This is a genomic window from Streptomyces sp. NPDC053079, assembly GCF_044546695.1.
GTDB lineage: Bacteria > Actinomycetota > Actinomycetes > Streptomycetales > Streptomycetaceae > Streptomyces.
Genome location: NZ_JBITZJ010000010.1, coordinates 104668 through 120070, shown reverse-complemented (window position 1 = coordinate 120070; position 15403 = coordinate 104668). Strand labels below are relative to the sequence as shown.

Annotated in this window: 14 protein-coding genes; 7 read left to right on the top strand and 7 right to left on the bottom strand. The window is 73.3% G+C overall.

Translation table 11 applies throughout. The features are described from left to right. Nucleotides 1-131 precede the first annotated feature (131 nt). The gene (locus ACIGXW_RS32360; RefSeq protein ID WP_071963214.1) at nt 132-461 is read left to right on the top strand and encodes a hypothetical protein; all 330 of its coding nucleotides are present in this window, start codon (nt 132-134) and stop codon (nt 459-461) included. Between the two features lie 241 nt (nt 462-702). Next, entirely contained in the window at nt 703-1278 is a 576-nt protein-coding gene (locus ACIGXW_RS32355) for an ATP-binding protein (RefSeq protein ID WP_399576487.1), read from the top strand. 68 nt (nt 1279-1346) lie between these two features. Here the strand turns inward: ACIGXW_RS32355 and ACIGXW_RS32350 are convergent, their stop codons facing one another. After that, a complete protein-coding gene (locus tag ACIGXW_RS32350) occupies nt 1347-2570 on the bottom strand; it encodes an ROK family protein (RefSeq protein WP_399576486.1) in 1224 nt (407 codons plus the stop codon). Nucleotides 2571-2587: 17 nt separating this feature from the next. Between ACIGXW_RS32350 and ACIGXW_RS32345 the strand changes: the two genes are divergently transcribed. Both ACIGXW_RS32345 and ACIGXW_RS32340 read left to right on the top strand, forming a co-directional pair. Continuing rightward, nucleotides 2588-3817 (top strand): MFS transporter, encoded by a 1230-nt coding sequence (locus tag ACIGXW_RS32345; protein ID WP_399576485.1) that lies wholly within the window; start codon nt 2588-2590, stop codon nt 3815-3817. Between the two features lie 69 nt (nt 3818-3886). After that, nucleotides 3887-4786, top strand: a complete 900-nt coding sequence (locus ACIGXW_RS32340; protein ID WP_071963210.1) for a DUF2797 domain-containing protein — start codon at nt 3887-3889, stop codon at nt 4784-4786. A 214-nt stretch (nt 4787-5000) separates the two neighbouring features. On the opposite strand, the gene ACIGXW_RS32335 is transcribed toward ACIGXW_RS32340, so the two are convergent. After that, the gene (locus tag ACIGXW_RS32335) at nt 5001-6230 is read right to left on the bottom strand and encodes a geranylgeranyl reductase family protein (RefSeq protein ID WP_399576484.1); all 1230 of its coding nucleotides are present in this window, start codon (nt 6228-6230) and stop codon (nt 5001-5003) included. A gap of 199 nt (nt 6231-6429) precedes the next feature. On the opposite strand from ACIGXW_RS32335, the gene ACIGXW_RS32330 reads away from it, so the two are divergent. Further along, complete coding sequence (locus tag ACIGXW_RS32330; protein ID WP_399576483.1) at nt 6430-7815, top strand: dipeptidase; 1386 nt, start codon at nt 6430-6432, stop codon at nt 7813-7815. A 54-nt stretch (nt 7816-7869) separates the two neighbouring features. On the opposite strand, the gene ACIGXW_RS32325 is transcribed toward ACIGXW_RS32330, so the two are convergent. Together ACIGXW_RS32325 and ACIGXW_RS32320 are read right to left on the bottom strand one after the other, a co-directional pair. After that, on the bottom strand, nt 7870-8907 hold the full coding sequence (locus ACIGXW_RS32325) for an NUDIX hydrolase (RefSeq protein ID WP_071963209.1): 1038 nt from the start codon (nt 8905-8907) through the stop codon (nt 7870-7872). A gap of 122 nt (nt 8908-9029) precedes the next feature. Next, on the bottom strand, nt 9030-9992 hold the full coding sequence (locus ACIGXW_RS32320; RefSeq protein ID WP_071963208.1) for an ROK family protein: 963 nt from the start codon (nt 9990-9992) through the stop codon (nt 9030-9032). A gap of 234 nt (nt 9993-10226) precedes the next feature. Here ACIGXW_RS32320 and ACIGXW_RS32315 point away from each other — a divergent pair, with 234 nt between their 5' ends. Next, a complete protein-coding gene (locus ACIGXW_RS32315) occupies nt 10227-11216 on the top strand; it encodes a LacI family DNA-binding transcriptional regulator (protein WP_399576578.1) in 990 nt (329 codons plus the stop codon). 91 nt (nt 11217-11307) lie between these two features. Here the strand turns inward: ACIGXW_RS32315 and ACIGXW_RS32310 are convergent, their stop codons facing one another. Beyond that, nucleotides 11308-12189, bottom strand: coding sequence for a TIGR03620 family F420-dependent LLM class oxidoreductase (locus ACIGXW_RS32310; RefSeq protein ID WP_399576482.1), 882 nt, complete (start codon nt 12187-12189; stop codon nt 11308-11310). Continuing rightward, complete coding sequence (locus ACIGXW_RS32305; RefSeq protein ID WP_399576481.1) at nt 12186-13112, bottom strand: NmrA/HSCARG family protein; 927 nt, start codon at nt 13110-13112, stop codon at nt 12186-12188. The genes ACIGXW_RS32310 and ACIGXW_RS32305 overlap by 4 nt, the downstream gene beginning before the upstream one ends. A gap of 119 nt (nt 13113-13231) precedes the next feature. Here ACIGXW_RS32305 and ACIGXW_RS32300 point away from each other — a divergent pair, with 119 nt between their 5' ends. Beyond that, entirely contained in the window at nt 13232-13807 is a 576-nt protein-coding gene (locus ACIGXW_RS32300) for a TetR/AcrR family transcriptional regulator (RefSeq protein WP_399576480.1), read from the top strand. Between the two features lie 104 nt (nt 13808-13911). Here ACIGXW_RS32300 and ACIGXW_RS32295 read toward each other — a convergent pair whose 3' ends face one another. Further along, nucleotides 13912-15342, bottom strand: coding sequence for an MFS transporter (locus tag ACIGXW_RS32295; protein ID WP_399576577.1), 1431 nt, complete (start codon nt 15340-15342; stop codon nt 13912-13914). Between the last annotated feature and the right edge of the window lie 61 nt (nt 15343-15403).

Below are 15403 nucleotides of genomic sequence, written 5' to 3'. Positions count from 1 at the left end.
CCGGACCCGGTCCGGACGGGCTCATATGGATCACTCGGGCGTTTCGATCATAAAGGTGCACTGGTGCACGGGCCTGCTCGCGGGCAGACTGCGCACGAGAGGAGCCCATTCGGCCGGAGAGGCGGTGCGCCGTGGCGGAACCGGAGTTCAACGCGACAGGGGTGCGGATCGAGCGTTCCCGCCGCTCCCTCACCCGGGCCGGACAGGTGAAGATCCAGGACGGCAGGCTGGAGCTGTTGACCAGCTACGGCCGCGAGATCGACAGTGCGCCGGTGGACTCGGTCCAGGCGAGCAAGCCGTGGTTCTCCGCCCGTGACCGGGCGCGGGCGACGGTGAACGGCAACCGCTATGTGCTCACTCTCGCCGGCCCTGGTGCCGTCGCCGAGAACGGTGGAGCGGCCGCGGTCAACCGCTTCCTGGAGGTCGTGCGATCGGCGCACGGAAGCACGGCGAAGCACTGAGGGGTGCAGGAGTTGCGAAGGTCGCCGCGAGAGTCGACGCTTTATTCGTACCGGCATCACTGAGGGTTGTCGGCGGTCACGCTCTGGGCCAGTCGTGGCATCGGGCCGGTTTCCGCCGACCGGGCGGGCGGCCGGGCGCCGCCGGTCCGGTGGACAAGGCGCGTATCGCCACGCGTATCCGCGCGTATCGTCACGCGTATCTGCATCAGGCTAGCCCTACTTCTTCCAGGGAGTCGCAGCCGTGATCAGCCGAGTGAACAAGCACTGCACCGTGGAGCTCCAGGCTCTGCCGCCGCGGATCGGCCAGGTCCGCAGAATCGTATCTGCGCAGTTGCGCTACTGGCATCTCGATCCGCTCATCGACCTTGCCGCGCTCGGCGTCACCGAGCTCCTGACCAATGTTCACCAGCACGCGGAGCCGGACAAGCGCTGCACGGTCGAGATCGACCTCATGCTGGACCGGCTCACGGTCTCCGTGCGCGACCACGATCCCCGGCTGCCGACCCTCGGTGACGTGGGGACCGACAGCACCCACGGCCGCGGCCTCGCCCTCGTCGCCGCGGTCAGTTCGAGCTGGGGCGTCAAGGAGAGCCACGACGGCGGAAAGGTCGTCTGGTTCACCCTTCCCGTCCCGCAGACCGCCCCGGCACCCGCACCCAAGGTCGCGCGGAGCACCGAGGGCGCCGTCGCGTTCGACCGGCCGGCGCTCTCCCTGGCGACCCTCGACGAACCCGCCTTCGCGGGTGGTGCCCCCGTCAGGCTGCGGCCGACGGCGCTGCGCACACACTCCCCCGCCAGGTCCGCCGTCGGCGGCTGACCCGGCGGCGGGCAGGGACGACGGCCGGGCCCGGCAGGGCCCGGCCGCGCAGGTCTTCGGCCATCAGCTCAGCCAAGAGCCCCCAGCGGATCGTCCAGGACCGGCTGCCAGGCCGCCTCCGCGGCGCCGATGAGGCTGTTGAAGTCCAGGGTGCCGGACAGGATGGGAACGCTTCCGCTGCGCCCCCACAGACTGCGGTCGGCGACGACCGCGCGCAGCCGCTCGGGGTCGGCCTCGAGGAGCTCGCGGTGCAGCCCTCCCAGGACGATGCGGTCCGGGTTGAGGATGTTGACCAGTCCCGCCAGGCCCAGGCCCAGCCGGTCGATGAGAGTCCCGGCGGCGCCCCGGACGGCCGGATCCGCGTACTCCGAACGGAGCAGGTCGCGGGACTGCTGGAGCAGCGACACGGCCGGTCCCGGTTCACGGCCGGCGGCGGTGAGGAAGGCCAGCGGGTCGGTCTCGACGTCGAGGCAGCCGCGGCTGCCGCAGTGACAGGGCAGGCCCGCCGGGTTGACGGTGAGGTGGCCGACCTCCAGCGCGAGGCCGGAACTTCCGGTGTGCAGGCGGCCGTCGACGACGAGCGCGCCGCCGACGCCCCGGTGACCGGTGGCCACGCACAGCAGGTGGCGGGCCCCCCGGCCCGCGCCGTGCCGGTGCTCGGCGAGGGCGGCGAGGTTGACGTCGTTGCCGGCGACCCCGGTGACCAGGGCGCCTCCAGGGCCCAGGACCGCGGACTTGGCGAGGGCCTCGGTGAACAGCTCGCGCACGGGAGCGCCCGCGGGCCAGGACAGGTGCAGCGGATTGAGCGCCGTACCGTCCGGCTCGGCGACGGCCGAGGGCACCGCGAGTCCGGCGCCCAGGCAGCGCCGTCCGGTCTCCCGCAGCAGAGCGGCCCCGGCCTCGACGACGGCGTCGATGATGAGCGCGGGGTCCGCGGGCACCGTCATACAGCCGGGGGCGGTGGCGACCACCCGGCCGCCGAGGCCGACGAGGGCGGCACGGAAGCCGTCGAAGTGGATCTGTGCGGCGAGGACGACGGGGCCGTTCGGCGCGATGGAGAGCCGGTGCGAGGGCCGCCCCTGGGCACCGGCGGGGGCCACCGGGCGGGGATCGACCTGGATCAGTCCCAGCGCCTCCAGCTCGGCCGCCACGGCGCCGGCGGTCGCGCGGGTCACGCCGAGCTCGGCGGTGAGCACGGCGCGCGTGGGCGCGCGACCGGTGTGTACGAGCGCCAGTGCCGGGCCGAGGGCGCCCCGGCCCCGCTCCAAACGTGTTGTCCGAGTCTGGGTCACGCCCCTATTCTGACTTTGTGCCGACGCTAAACAAAATACGGACGGCCATTCTGCGGGGACAACGTCCGGTTTCGGACACCCTCGCTCTGAGCCGCCTCCGTACCGCCCTGACCCTTTTCTTCGCCCTCGACGGCTTCCTCTTCGCCGGCTGGGTGGTCCGCATCCCCGCGATCAAGGAGCAGACCGGAGCCTCCGCCGGCGACCTCGGCATGGCCCTGCTCGGCGTGTCGGCCGGTGCCGTCGCCACCATGATGGTGACAGGCCGCCTGTGCCAACGCTTCGGCAGCCATCCGATCACGGTCGCCGCCGCCTTCCTGATGTCCCTGGGCATCGCGCTGCCCCCGCTGACCCACTCCGCGCTCGCGCTCGGACTGGTCCTCCTCGTCTTCGGCGCCGCCTACGGCGGCATCAACGTCGCCATGAACAGCGCGGCCGTCGACCTCGTCGCGGCGCTGCGCAGGCCCGTGATGCCCGGCTTCCACGCCGCGTTCAGCGTGGGCGGGATGCTCGGCGCCGGGCTCGGCGGGCTCCTCGCCGGCCACCTCTCGGCCACGCGCCACCTGCTGCTCCTGACCGCGATCGGACTCGTCGTCGCCGCGGCGGCGGGCCGGGCCCTCCTCGCCCACCCCGCACCCGGCCGCGCACCGCGCACCGAGGCCGCACCGGAGACGACCGGCGGGCGCACCACCGGCCGGGAACGCCGGCTGATCGCCGTGTTCGGCGTGATCGCCCTGTGCACGGCGTACGGCGAGGGCGCCCTCGCCGACTGGGGCGCGCTCCACCTCGAACAGGACCTCTCCGCCCGCCCGGGCCTCGCGGCCGTCGGCTACTCCGCCTTCGCGCTCGCCATGACCATCGGCCGGCTGTCCGGCACCGCGCTCCTCGAACGCCTCGGCCAGACCAGAGTGCTGGTCGCGGGCGGTGCGACGGCGGCCCTGGGCATGCTGATCGGTTCGCTGGCGCCGACGGTGTGGGTGGCGTTCGCCGGCTTCGCCGTCACCGGTCTGGGGTTGGCCAATATCTTCCCCGTGGCCATCGGCCGGGCGGGTGAACTGGCGGGCCCGGCGGGGGTCGCCGCCGCCTCCACGTTCGGCTACGGCGGCATGCTGCTGGGCCCGCCGGCCATCGGCTTCCTGGCGGACTGGTTCTCCCTGCCAGTGGCCCTGACCACGGTGGCCGCCCTGTCGGCCATGGCGGCGCTGATCGCGTACACGACCCGGCGGGCGGGAGTGCCGGCCCGGCGGTGACGAGCGGCCCGACGGCGTTGTCAGTGCGGGCTGCCACCATGGACACACCGGCAGAAGGAAGGGGCGGGCATGGGTACCGAGAGCGGACTGTGGCAGTGCGCCGGACTGCGATGGAGCACCCAGGGCCCGGCACTGGTGTGGCGGCATCCGATACAAGGGGAGCGGCTGTCCGCGTTGCCACGGGGACGGACGCTGGCGTTCACCACGGGTGAACAACGGCGCTGCGTCGGAGTGCGCAGAAGCGGCAGGCACACCCCCTGCCCGGATCGGGCGGAGGTACCGGACAGCGCCGTGTCCGCGCAGTGCGCGGAGTGCGCCCGGCTGGACCGCGCGCACTCGGTGGCGGCCGACACCATCGCCGACGACCCGCGCCCGTACGACGTGTACCTGGCGTGGTTCGGCCCCGGCCTGGTCAAGGTCGGCATCACGGCCGCGGAGCGGGAGGGCGTGCGGCTGCTGGAGCAGGCCGCACTGTCCTACGCCCTGCTCGGCCGCGGCCCCCTGATGGCGGCGCGCCGCGCGGAGGCGGTGCTGGGCGCGGCCCTGGCGGTGCCCGACCGCTTCCCGTACGCGGCCAAGCGGATCGCCCGCGTCCCCGCACCCCCGCGGGAGAGCCGGGTGGCCGAGCTGGCGGAGCTGCACGAACGGGCGCGGGGGCTGGCGGGCCTGCCGGAGTCGTTGGCCGTACGGGACTTCGCGCCGGTGCACCACGACGAGGCGTTCCACCTGGACGGGATACGGCCGGGTCACGGCCTGGTAGAGCCGGCCGCCGACCGCACGGTGGCGGGCCGGGTGACGGCAGTAGCCGGACCGGACGTCTACCTGGAGGCGGCAAACGAACAGCCCCTGCTGGTCGACGCACGACAACTGGCGGGATGGACGCTGACGGCGGCCGCACCGGACGCACCGACAACAGCAAGGACAACGCTGATACCCGACCAGCCCCCAGCGCCGGAGGCCCTGTTCTGACCCACACGACTCCGCCGCCCCACCCCCCTGCCCACGTCCGGTGTGAGGGGGCGGGGCGGGGAGGGCCCTGGCAGGGGCGTAAAGCGTTATTTGCGGCCCAAGTGCGGGGCACGACAAGAAACACCGGGCAACGGGCCGTAAATAATGCAGCCCCAGAAGGGCCCTCCCCGCGCCGCCCCCGACCGGCAGGGACGACCGCACCGACGGACCCGGGTCAGCCCCGGTCCATGGCCGAGAGCGTGCGCCGAGCCAACGGATGGGTGCGAACGATCTCGGCGAGCGTGGTCGAGCCCCGGGTGATCCTGGCGAAGGCCCGCCAGGCCGGCCGGAAGCCGGTGACCGCGGCGTGTATCAGGCCGGGGCGCCGCTCGAAGAGCGTCAGCATGCGACGTCCGACGCCCATCTCCACGCCCAGCCCCGCCTTGATGGCGAAGGCGTAGTTCAGGGCCTGGCGGCGCGCGTCGACCGCGTCCTGCGCCTCGGCGATCCGTACGGCCCACTCCCCCGCCAGGCGCCCCGAGCGCAGGGCGAAGGAGATGCCCTCGCGGGTCCAGGGCTCCAGCAGACCCGCCGCGTCGCCGCAGACGATGACGCGGCCCCGGGAGAGCGGCGAGTCGTCGGAGCGGCAACGCGTCAGGTGGCCGGAGGAGATGCTCGGCTCGAAGCCCGCCAGCCCCAGCCGGGCGATGAAGTCCTCCAGGTACCGCTTCGTGGCGGAGCCCTCGCCGCGCGCCGAGATCACACCGACGGTCAGGGTGTCGCCCTTGGGGAAGACCCAGCCGTAACTGCCGGGGATGGGCCCCCAGTCGAGGTGGACCCGCCCGGCCCAGTCTTCGGCGACGGTGGCGGGCACCGGGATCTCGGCCTCCAGGCCGAGATCCACCTGCTCGAGCTTCACTCCGACGTGTGCCCCGATGCGCCCGGCGCTGCCGTCCGCGCCGACGACGGCGCGGGCGTGCACCGTGCTGCCGTCGCCCAGGACGACGGCCACGGTGCGCCGGTCGGGCACGGACGGCCCGTGCTGCTCGACGCGGGAGACCGGCACGCCGGTGCGCACCTCGGCACCGGCGGCCTTGGCGACCTCGACGAGGCCGGCGTCGAACTCGGGCCGGTTGATGAGCCCGAAGAGCATCCGCTTGGAGCGCCGGGTGCGGGTGAGCTTCCCGTTGAGGGAGAAGGTCACGGCGTGCACACGGTCGCGCAGGGGCAATTCGAAGCCCGGCGGCAGCGCGTCGCGCGAGGGGCCGATGATGCCGCCTCCACAGGTCTTGTAGCGCGGTAGCTCGGCCTTCTCCAGGAGCAGCACCCGTCGGCCCGAGGAGGCCGCCGCATAGGCGGCCGAGGCGCCGGCCGGCCCGGCGCCCACCACCACGACGTCCCAGACCCGCTCGCTGTCCCCGGCTGCGTCCCGGCCCGCTTCCCGGGCTGCGTTGTCGCTGCTCACCTGTGCTTCCACTCCCCGCTCGATCACCGGCTACCGCTATCGCCGCATCCTAAGGCCCGCCGTCCGGCGCACCGCCCGGGGGAACCACGTGCGGACCACGTGCGGACCACCAGGTGGATCCGAAGCCGGGTCATGACAGGATCGGTACCGCAATCGCCCGTACGTACGGACATAACGCCGCGCCCACAAGGAGCGTTCCATGGACACGTCCTCGATCCGTCAGCCGGACCCGGCCGCGCTCGCGACGACCGTCGCCTCGCTGCAGTCCCGCGCCAGGACCGAACTGGCCGAGCTGGTCGCCTTCAAGTCGGTCGCGGACGAGGCACAGTTCCCGAAGAGCGAGTGCGAGGGCGCCGCGAACTGGGTGGCCGACGCGCTGCGCGCGGAGGGCTTCGAGGACGTGGCCCTCCTCGACACCCCCGACGGCACCCAGTCGGTGTACGGCTACCTGCCGGGCCCGGCCGGCGCCCCCACCGTGCTGCTGTACGCGCACTACGACGTGCAGCCCACCCTGGGCGAGGCCGCGTGGCTCTCGCCGCCGTTCGAGCTGACCGAGCGCGACGGCCGCTGGTACGGGCGGGGCGCCGCCGACTGCAAGGGCGGCGTGATCATGCACCTGACCGCCCTGCGGGCGCTCAAGGAGCACGGCGGCGTCCCGGTCAACGTCAAGGTGATCGTGGAGGGCTCGGAGGAGCAGGGCACCGGCGGCCTCCAGGAGTACGCCGAGGCGCACCCCGAGCTGCTGGCGGCCGACGCGATCGTCATCGGCGACGCCGGCAACTTCCGGCTGGGGCTGCCGACCGTGACGGCGACGCTGCGCGGTATGACCCTGGTCCGGGTCACGGTGGACACGCTGGAGGGCAATCTGCACTCGGGCATGTTCGGCGGCGCCGCGCCGGACGCGCTGGCCGCGCTCATCCGCGCCCTGGACTCGCTGCGCGCCGAGGACGGCTCGACGACCGTGGACGGCCTGGAGGCCGACGGCGTCTGGGAGGGGCTGCAGTACCCCGAGGAGGACTTCCGCAAGGACGCGAAGGTCCTCGACGGCGTGGGCCTCATCGGCTCGGGCACGGTGGCCGACCGCCTGTGGGCCCGTCCGGCCGTCACGGTGCTCGGCATCGACTGCCCGCCGGTCGTCGGCGCCACGCCGTCCGTGCACGCGAGCGCGCGGGCGCTGATCAGCCTGCGGGTCCCGCCGGGCGTGGACGCCGCCGAGGCGACGAAGCTGCTGAACGCCCACCTGGAGAAGGCCACCCCCTGGAACGCCCGCGTCAGGCTCGAGCAGGTCGGTCAGGGCCAGCCGTTCCGCGCGGACACCTCCAGCCCGGCGTACGCGTCGATGGCCGCGGCGATGCGGATCGCCTACCCGGGCGAGGAGATGCAGACGGCCGGCATGGGCGGCTCGATCCCGCTGTGCAACACCCTGGCCGCGCTCTACCCCGACACCGAGATCCTGCTGATCGGTCTGAGCGAGCCGGAGGCCCAGATCCACGCGGTGAACGAGAGCGTCTCCCCCGAGGAGCTGGAGCGGCTGTCCCTGGCCGAGGCCGTCTTCCTCACCCGCTACGCGGAGAGCAAGCGCTAGCCCACCCGCTGCGCGGAGAGCAAGCGCTGGTCGCGGTGCCGGGGTTCCCGCGGGTCACCCCACGGGAACCCCCGCCTCGAGGTTGAGCGGGCGCCCCTGTTCACGGGCGCGCAGCGCCCACCGCAGCCTGCTGAGCCGTACCGGCGGCAGCATCGTGGCCGCCTCGTCCTCGGTGACGAACCGCCAGCCGCGCAGCTCCGAGCCGGGCAGCAGCAGCCGGTGGGCGTCGGCCGAGGTCAGCCGTCCGCCGTCGAAGAGGAAGCGCAGCCCGCCGAAGCCGGGTGGTTTCGGCGGCTCCCAGTCGACGACCAGCAGCTTCGGCACGGCGGTGAGTTCGATGCCGAGCTCCTCGGCGACCTCGCGCATCCCCGCGCGGGCGGGCGCCTCGCCGGGCTCGACGACGCCGCCGGGGAACTCCCAGCCGGGCTTGTAGGTGGGGTCGACGAGGAGCACCCGGTCGTGCTCGTCGAAGAGCAGCACGCCCGAGGCAAGGGTCTGGGCCGTCGGCTCGGGGGTCTGGACGATCGGGCAGAAGCCCGCGGTGCCGTTGCGCACGGCCTCGGCGATGCGCTCGGCGGTCTCGCGCGGCGTCAGGCGGCCGTTGTCGACGGCGAGGGCGTCGTCGCGCAGCCAGGGCAGCGCCTCGAGGTAGGGGTCGAGGTGGTCGCGGGCCCACTGCCGGATGGATTCGCTGCGCGCGGGGTCGTCCGGGTAGTCCACCCGGCCGTCGATACGCCCCCGCAGGATCGTTTCATCGGGGGTCAGCACCACATGCCGCACCGGGATCCGGCGGGCCGCGAGCGCCCCGAAGATCTCGTCCCGGTACTCCTGGCGCAGCAGCGTCATCGGCACGATCAGCACCCCGCCCAGCTCCGCGAGCAGCGCCGCGGCCGTGTCCACGACCATCCGCCGCCATATCGGCAGGTCCTGGAAGTCGCCGACCTCGTTCATCCTCTTCGGCGGCAGCAGGTACCCCAGCATCCCGCCGGTCATCTCGGGGTCGTAGAGGTTGCTGCCCGGGATGAGTTCGGCCAGTTCCTTCGCCGTACTGGTCTTACCCCCACTGAACGCACCGTTCAGCCAGACGATCACGGTTCCCCCTTCTCCGTAGCCCCGGTGACGTGCCCCGGACACAGTGCCCGCAACACCTTGCCACGGAAACGTGTACGAGCGGGATGGGGCCCTGTCCGAGGGCGGCCGGGAGGGGGAAGGGCTCAGGCGCGGGCCGTCCCCCACAGCCCCAGGTGCTGCGCCGCGGCGGCGGCCGCGCCGACCAGGCCCGCGTCGGGGCCGAGCCGGGCGGGCAGCACCTCGATGCCGGAGGCGAAGGACAACGTGGCGTAGTCGCGCAGGCGTTGGCGCAGCGGGGCGAAGAGGACCTCTCCGGCGCCCGCGACCCCGCCGCCCAGGACGGCCGCCTCGATCTCGACGAGTGCCGCGGTCGCCGCGATGCCCGCCGCCAGCGCCTGGGCCGCGCGGGCGAAGGAGGCGAGCGCGACCTCGTCGCCGGCGTGCGCGGCCGCGGCGACGGCGGCCGCGCTGGTGTCGCCGTCCGGGCCCGGGCGCCAGCCCGCTTCCCGTGCCCGGCGGGCGATGTTGGGGCCGCTGGCGATGCGCTCCACGCAGCCCCGGGCGCCGCACGGGCACGGGTCGCCGTCGAGGTCGACGCTGATGTGCCCGATGTGGCCGGCGTTGCCGGTGGGTCCGGTGTGCAGGCGGCCGTCGAGGACGAGTCCGCCGCCGACGCCGGTGGAGACCACCATGCACAGGGCGTTGGCCCGCCCCCGGGCCGCGCCCTGCCAGTGTTCGGCGGCGGTCATCGCCACGCCGTCGCCGACCAGCACCACCGGCAGCCCGTCCGTACGCCCCGCCACCTCGGCGACCAGCGGAAAGGCGCGCCAGCCGGGGACGTTGACGGGGCTGACCGTGCCGGCGGCGGCGTCGACGGGGCCGGCGCTGCCGATGCCCACGGCCCGTACCCGGGACCAGTCGGCGGACGCGGCCAGTTCGCCGAGGACGGCCGCCACCGCGGCCATGACCGTCGCCCCGTCCTCCCCCGCCGGGGTGGCGCGCCGGGCGCGGACGAGCAGCCGGCCCCCGCCGTCGACCAGCGCCCCGGCGATCTTGGTGCCGCCGATGTCGAGAGCGGCGACAAGGTCGCCGGGGACGGTGTGCACAGTGACGCTCGCTCCTGGTCCGGTGGGGGTGGAGGGGTGACGAAGGGGGTGACGAAGGGGGGTGTCAGGGCGTCAGTCTTCCCGGGTCTGACAACGTTGTCCAGGCTCTATGCTCGACCTCACCTCCGTGCATCAGAGGCCCCTCCGCGCAAAGGACGAGCGCCCGTGACCGACACCCGCCGCGCCGACGGCGCCGCCCCCGTCCCCCGGCCCCGTTACGGCAGCCGCCCGACGATGAAGGATGTCGCGGCCCGTGCCGGAGTGGGCCTGAAGACCGTCTCGCGCGTGGTGAACGGCGAGTCCGGCGTCACCGAGGACACCGAGCGGCGCGTGCGGGAGGCGATCACGGCCCTCGGCTTCCGCCGCAACGACAGCGCCCGCGTCCTGCGCAAGGGCCGCACCGCCTCCATCGGGCTGGTCCTCGAGGACCTCGCCGACCCGTTCTACGCCCCGCTCAACCGGGCCGTCGAAGAGGTGGCTCGCGCCCATGGCGCGCTCCTCATCAACGGCTCCAGCGCCGAGGACCCCGAGCGGGAACGGGAGCTGGCCCTGGCCTTCTGCGCCCGCCGCGTCGACGGACTGGTCGTCATCCCGGCGGGCCACGACCACCGTTATCTGGAACCCGAGATAGCGGCGGGCATCGCCACGGTGTTCGTCGACCGCCCGGCCGGGCTGCTGGAGGCCGACGCGGTGCTCTCGGACAGCTTCGGCGGTGCCCGCGAGGGGGTGGCCCATCTGATCGCCCACGGCCACCGCCGCATCGGCTTCATCGGCGACCGGCCCCGCATCCACACCGCCGCCGAGCGGCTGCGCGGCTACCGCGCCGCGATGGCCGCCGCGGGCCTGACCGTGGACGACGCGTGGGTCTCCCTGGGCCCCACCGAACCCGGTCGCGTACGAGCCGAGGCGGAGCGCATGCTGACCGTTCCGCACGCGGTGACCGCCCTGTTCGCGGGCAACAACCGCGTGACCCTCACCGCCGTGCGCGTCATAGCCCGCCTGCCCCGCGCGGTCGCCCTCGTCGGCTTCGACGACCTCGAGCTCGCCGATCTCCTCTCCCCCGGCATCACCGTCGTCGCCCAGGACGCGGCGCGGCTCGGCCGCACGGCGGCGGAGCTGCTCTTCCGCCGGCTGGACGGTGCGGAGGACGCCCCGCGCCGCGTGGAGCTGGCGACCCGTCTCATCGCCCGGGGCTCGGGCGAACTCCCGCCCGCGCAGGACTGACGACCGGTGTCACCCACGATGTGCCGGCAGTACGGCTCCGGCGCCACCCACGAGCCGTCGCCCACGGCCACTCCCGCGTGGGCGTGCCCGGTCAGATGGGCAGGTGCGTGGCGAGTTGCTCCCACTGCCGTACGGACGGGGAGTCGGGTGCGGTGGTCATGAGGTGGAGGCTGACGTGGTCGGCTCCAGCGTCGAAATGCTCTTGGACGCGGTGGGCGATGTCCTCGGCACGGCCGTGGGCGACCAGTGCGTCGATCAGCCGGTCGTCGAGCGCGTCCGGGTTCTCGTGTCCAAGTCCTCGCAGCAGGTCGCGGCGGTTCGGCAGGGCGGCCGCGGCCGTGGTGCGGGCCGGCTCGGCAGTGTCGGCCGGGTTGTGGGTGAGCACGCACAGCTGGGTGATGGCCAACAGGCCGTCGTCTCCGAGGACGGTCCTGGCGGTGCGGGTGTACTCGACGGGCATGCCCAGCACCGTTGCGCCCCGGGCGCGTTCGGCGGCGAGGGCGAGCATGCCGGGATCCAGGGCGGCGAGTACGCGGTGCGGTGAGGCGGCCGTGTCGGGCGGCCCGAACGGGGCGGTGTCCAGCGCGTCGAGGTAGGAGCGCATGGTGGCCAGGGGCGGGCCGAAGCGGTGGCCGCGGATGTCCTCGGCCAGGCTGGGGTGACTGTCCCACAGGCCGAGCAGGAACCGTCCGGGGAACGCCTCCTCCAGGGTGCGCTGCCCGGCGGCGGCCGTGACCGGGTCGCGGGCGTAGATGTCGGTCATGCCGGCGGCCACGGTGATGCGCCGGGTGGCCGACAGGAGGATCGCGGCCTGCGCCATGGCCTCCCGTCCCGTGATCTCGGGGAACCACAAGGTGCCGTAGCCGAGGTCCTCGATCGCGGCGACGGCCTTACGGACCTCGGGTGCGGGGAGGTGGTCGAAGTCCCCCGCCCAGATTCCGATGCGTCCGAGGCCGTGGGCGCGGGCGTTCACGCGTCCTGCCCTGCGGTGCGCGCGGAGTCCAGGAACACGGCGATCTGGGACGCTCCGGTGCGCTCCAGCCAGGTGCCGAAGTCCATCGCGGCGGGGTGGATCTTCCGGGTGGCGGGAATGTCGGCGCGGTAGCCGGGTGCGTTGAGCCATTCGTTGGCGTAGGCGAAGTCTTCGCTCACGGCCCGGATCGCGTCGATCGGGACCTGAACGTAGGGCAGCGGTATGCCGAGCGCCTTCCCGATGGCCGCGGCGATCTGAACCGGCGTGAGTTCGTCCCCGGCCAGGGAGACGGCCCGGCCGATCCACTCCTTCGGCCGGGAGAACGCCAGCGCGGCGACGGCGCCGACATCGTCGACGGCCATGATCTGCTGCGGGACCTGCGGCGCGAGCCCGGTGGACAGATTTCCGTTCCGCAGCGCGTATCCGCCGGTGAAGTTCTCCATGAAGGACACCGGCCTCAGGATCGTCGCGGGCAGGCCGAGCGTGGCGATGTGCTGCTCGATCCGCCACTTGCTGACCAGGTTCACCGGCAGCTTCTCCTCAAGGTGCCGGTGCGCTTCGGCGACCGAAGTGAAGACGAAGTGCCCGATGCCGGCGGCGCGGGCGGCCTCGGCGACGTTCACACCCCAGCGCACCTCGTCCTCGGCGCTGAAGTCCGGCGCGGTGCCGGGCGAGCCGACGGTGGGCTGGACGCTGAACATGCCCCACGCGCCCTCGGCCGCGGCGGTCAGGGAGCCGACGTCCTCCATCTGCGCCCGCACCACCTGTGCCCCGGCCTGAGCCAGTGCTGTGGCCTGCGCCCCGTTCGGGTCACGCGTCAGCGCGCGCACCTGCCAGCCGTCGCGGAGCAGGTGATGCGTCACGGCCCTGCCCTGCAGTCCGGTCGCTCCCGCCACCACGACGGTCTTCTGCGTCAGCTTCACGTTTCTTCTCCATCGCGCCCGTGCGGAAGGGGCGCCACCCCATAAGTGGGGTGGCCCTCCGTTTCTCGTTCGCTACGATATGGAGGACCACCCCACTTTTCAAGCCGTCAGGAGTGCCCGTGCCCAAGGACGCCACCCCGCCCCGCCGGCCGATGCGCGCCGACGCCCGCCGCAATGTCGAGAAGATCGTGGCCGCCGCCGGGGACCTGATCGCCGAACACGGCGCCGATGCCTCCCTGGAGGAGGTCGCCCGCCGTGCCGGAGTCGGCTCGGCGACGTTGCACCGCCACTTCCCCTCCCGCCAGGCACTCCTGGAGGCGGTCTTCAAGGACCGGGTGGAGGCTCTGTGCGCGAAGGCCGGCGACCTGCTCGCCGAACCCGACCCGGGCCAGGCCCTGTCCACCTGGCTTCACGCCGTCGGCGCACACGCCGTGGCCAACCGGGGACTGGGGGCGTCGCTGACGCGCGACGCGGACCCGGCACTGGGCGAGACCTGCCACGACATGATCACCAATGCCGGAGACGCCCTCCTCGCACGCGCCCGAGCGGCAGACGCCGTGCGCCCCGGGATCACCGTCACCCAGCTGCTGAAACTCGTCGGCGCCATCGCGCTGGCCACCGAGCAGGACATCGACGGCCCGGCCGAGGCCGACCTCCTGCTTGCGATCGCCATCGAGGGCGTACGCGCGCGCTGATCGGGGGTGCGCCCCCGGCCGTGGCCGGGGGCGCGTTGAGGGGCCCTACGCCCCGCCTTCGGCGGTCCAGCAGCGCCATGGCGCTACCTGCGTCACTGCGGGGCTCATCGCGCCGCCCCTGCCGTCTCGACGCTTTCGGCGGCGGCCCGCGGGGCGTCGCCATCCGTCGCACGGGGGCGACCGCGGAGGCCGAACGCGCTGATGAGCGCGGCAAGGGCGGCCGCGATGAGCGGCACCAGCAAGGCGGCGTGGTAGCCGTCGAGCAGGGCCTTGGGGGATCCGCCGTCGGCGGTGGCCGCGACGTTGACGGCGGTGACGGTGGACAGGCCGAGGGCGGCGCCGAACTGGAAGGAGGTGTAGAGGAGGCCTCCGGCGAGGCCCTGCTCCTCCTCGTCGATGCCCTCGGTGGCGACGATGGTGAGCGGGCCGTACGCCAGGGAGAACGCCAGGCCGAGGGTGATGAAGCCGGGGAACATCGCCGCGTACGTCCAGTCGGCGCCGACCGGCAGGAACAGGGCGTACGACAGCACGGCCAGCACCAGGCCGCCGAAGATGACCCGGGCGTTGCCGAAGCGGTTGACGAGTTTGGGGGTGAGGGTGGGTGAGAGTGCGGCGTCGATGCCGATCACCAGGAGCGCGAGGCTGGTCTGGACCGTGGACCAGCCGCGCAGCTCCCGCAGATACAGCACGGCGATGAACTGGAAGCCGAAGAAGCCGGCGGAGAAGAGCAGCGCGGCGAGGTTGGCGCGCACCAGGGAACCGCTGCGGAAGATGCCCAGCCGCACGAGCGGGGCGGCCGCCCGGCGTTCGGCCAGTACGAAGACGGTGAGGAGGGCGAAGCCCGCGGCGAGGGTGCCCAGCGTCTGGACCACACCGGTGTGGGCGGCGCGTTCGACGGCGAGGACGAGGAGCACGATCGCGCCGGTCACGGTGAGCGCCCCGAGCAGATCGACACGCTGCCCGGCCCGGTCGGGCCGCTCGGACTTGGGGATGAGGGCGAGTGCGGCAACCAGGATGAGGAACGACATGACAACGGGCGCGAAGAACACCCAGCGCCAGTCGGCCGAGGTCAGCAGCCCTCCGACGACCAGGCCGACGGAGAAACCTCCGGCCGCGGTGCCCGAGTAGACCAGAAGGGCCTTGTCGCGCTGCGGTCCCTCCTCGAAGCCGGTCGTGATGATGGACAGCCCGGCCGGGGTCATGAACGCGGCGGCGACCCCCGTCACGAAGCGGGCGGCGATGAGCGTCGGTCCGTCGTCGGCGAAGCCGCCCAGGCCGGAGAAGAGCAGGAACACGGTGAGCCAGAACAGAAACATCTGCCGGCGGCCGAAGAGGTCCGCCGCTCGTCCGCCCAGCAGCATGAACCCGCCGTAACCCACGACGTAGGCACTCATCACCCACTGCAGTTCACCGGTGGACATTCCCAGGTCGGCACGGATCGACGGCAGGGCCACATTGAGCATGGCCACATCGATGCCCTCCAGGAAGATCGCTCCACACAGTACGAAGAGCACTCCCCAGGCGCGCCCGCCCAGGCGGGCGGCGCCGGGCTCCGGCGGTGATGACGTGGACGACGTGGACACAGGACGGCTCCTT

Coding starts and splice junctions, on each gene's coding strand:
- ACIGXW_RS32330 (WP_399576483.1), top strand. CDS start 6,430: ATGGACACGTCCTCGATCCGTCAGCCGGACCCGGCCGCGCTCGCGACG.
- ACIGXW_RS32340 (WP_071963210.1), top strand. CDS start 3,887: ATGGGTACCGAGAGCGGACTGTGGCAGTGCGCCGGACTGCGATGGAGC.
- ACIGXW_RS32315 (WP_399576578.1), top strand. CDS start 10,227: ATGAAGGATGTCGCGGCCCGTGCCGGAGTGGGCCTGAAGACCGTCTCG.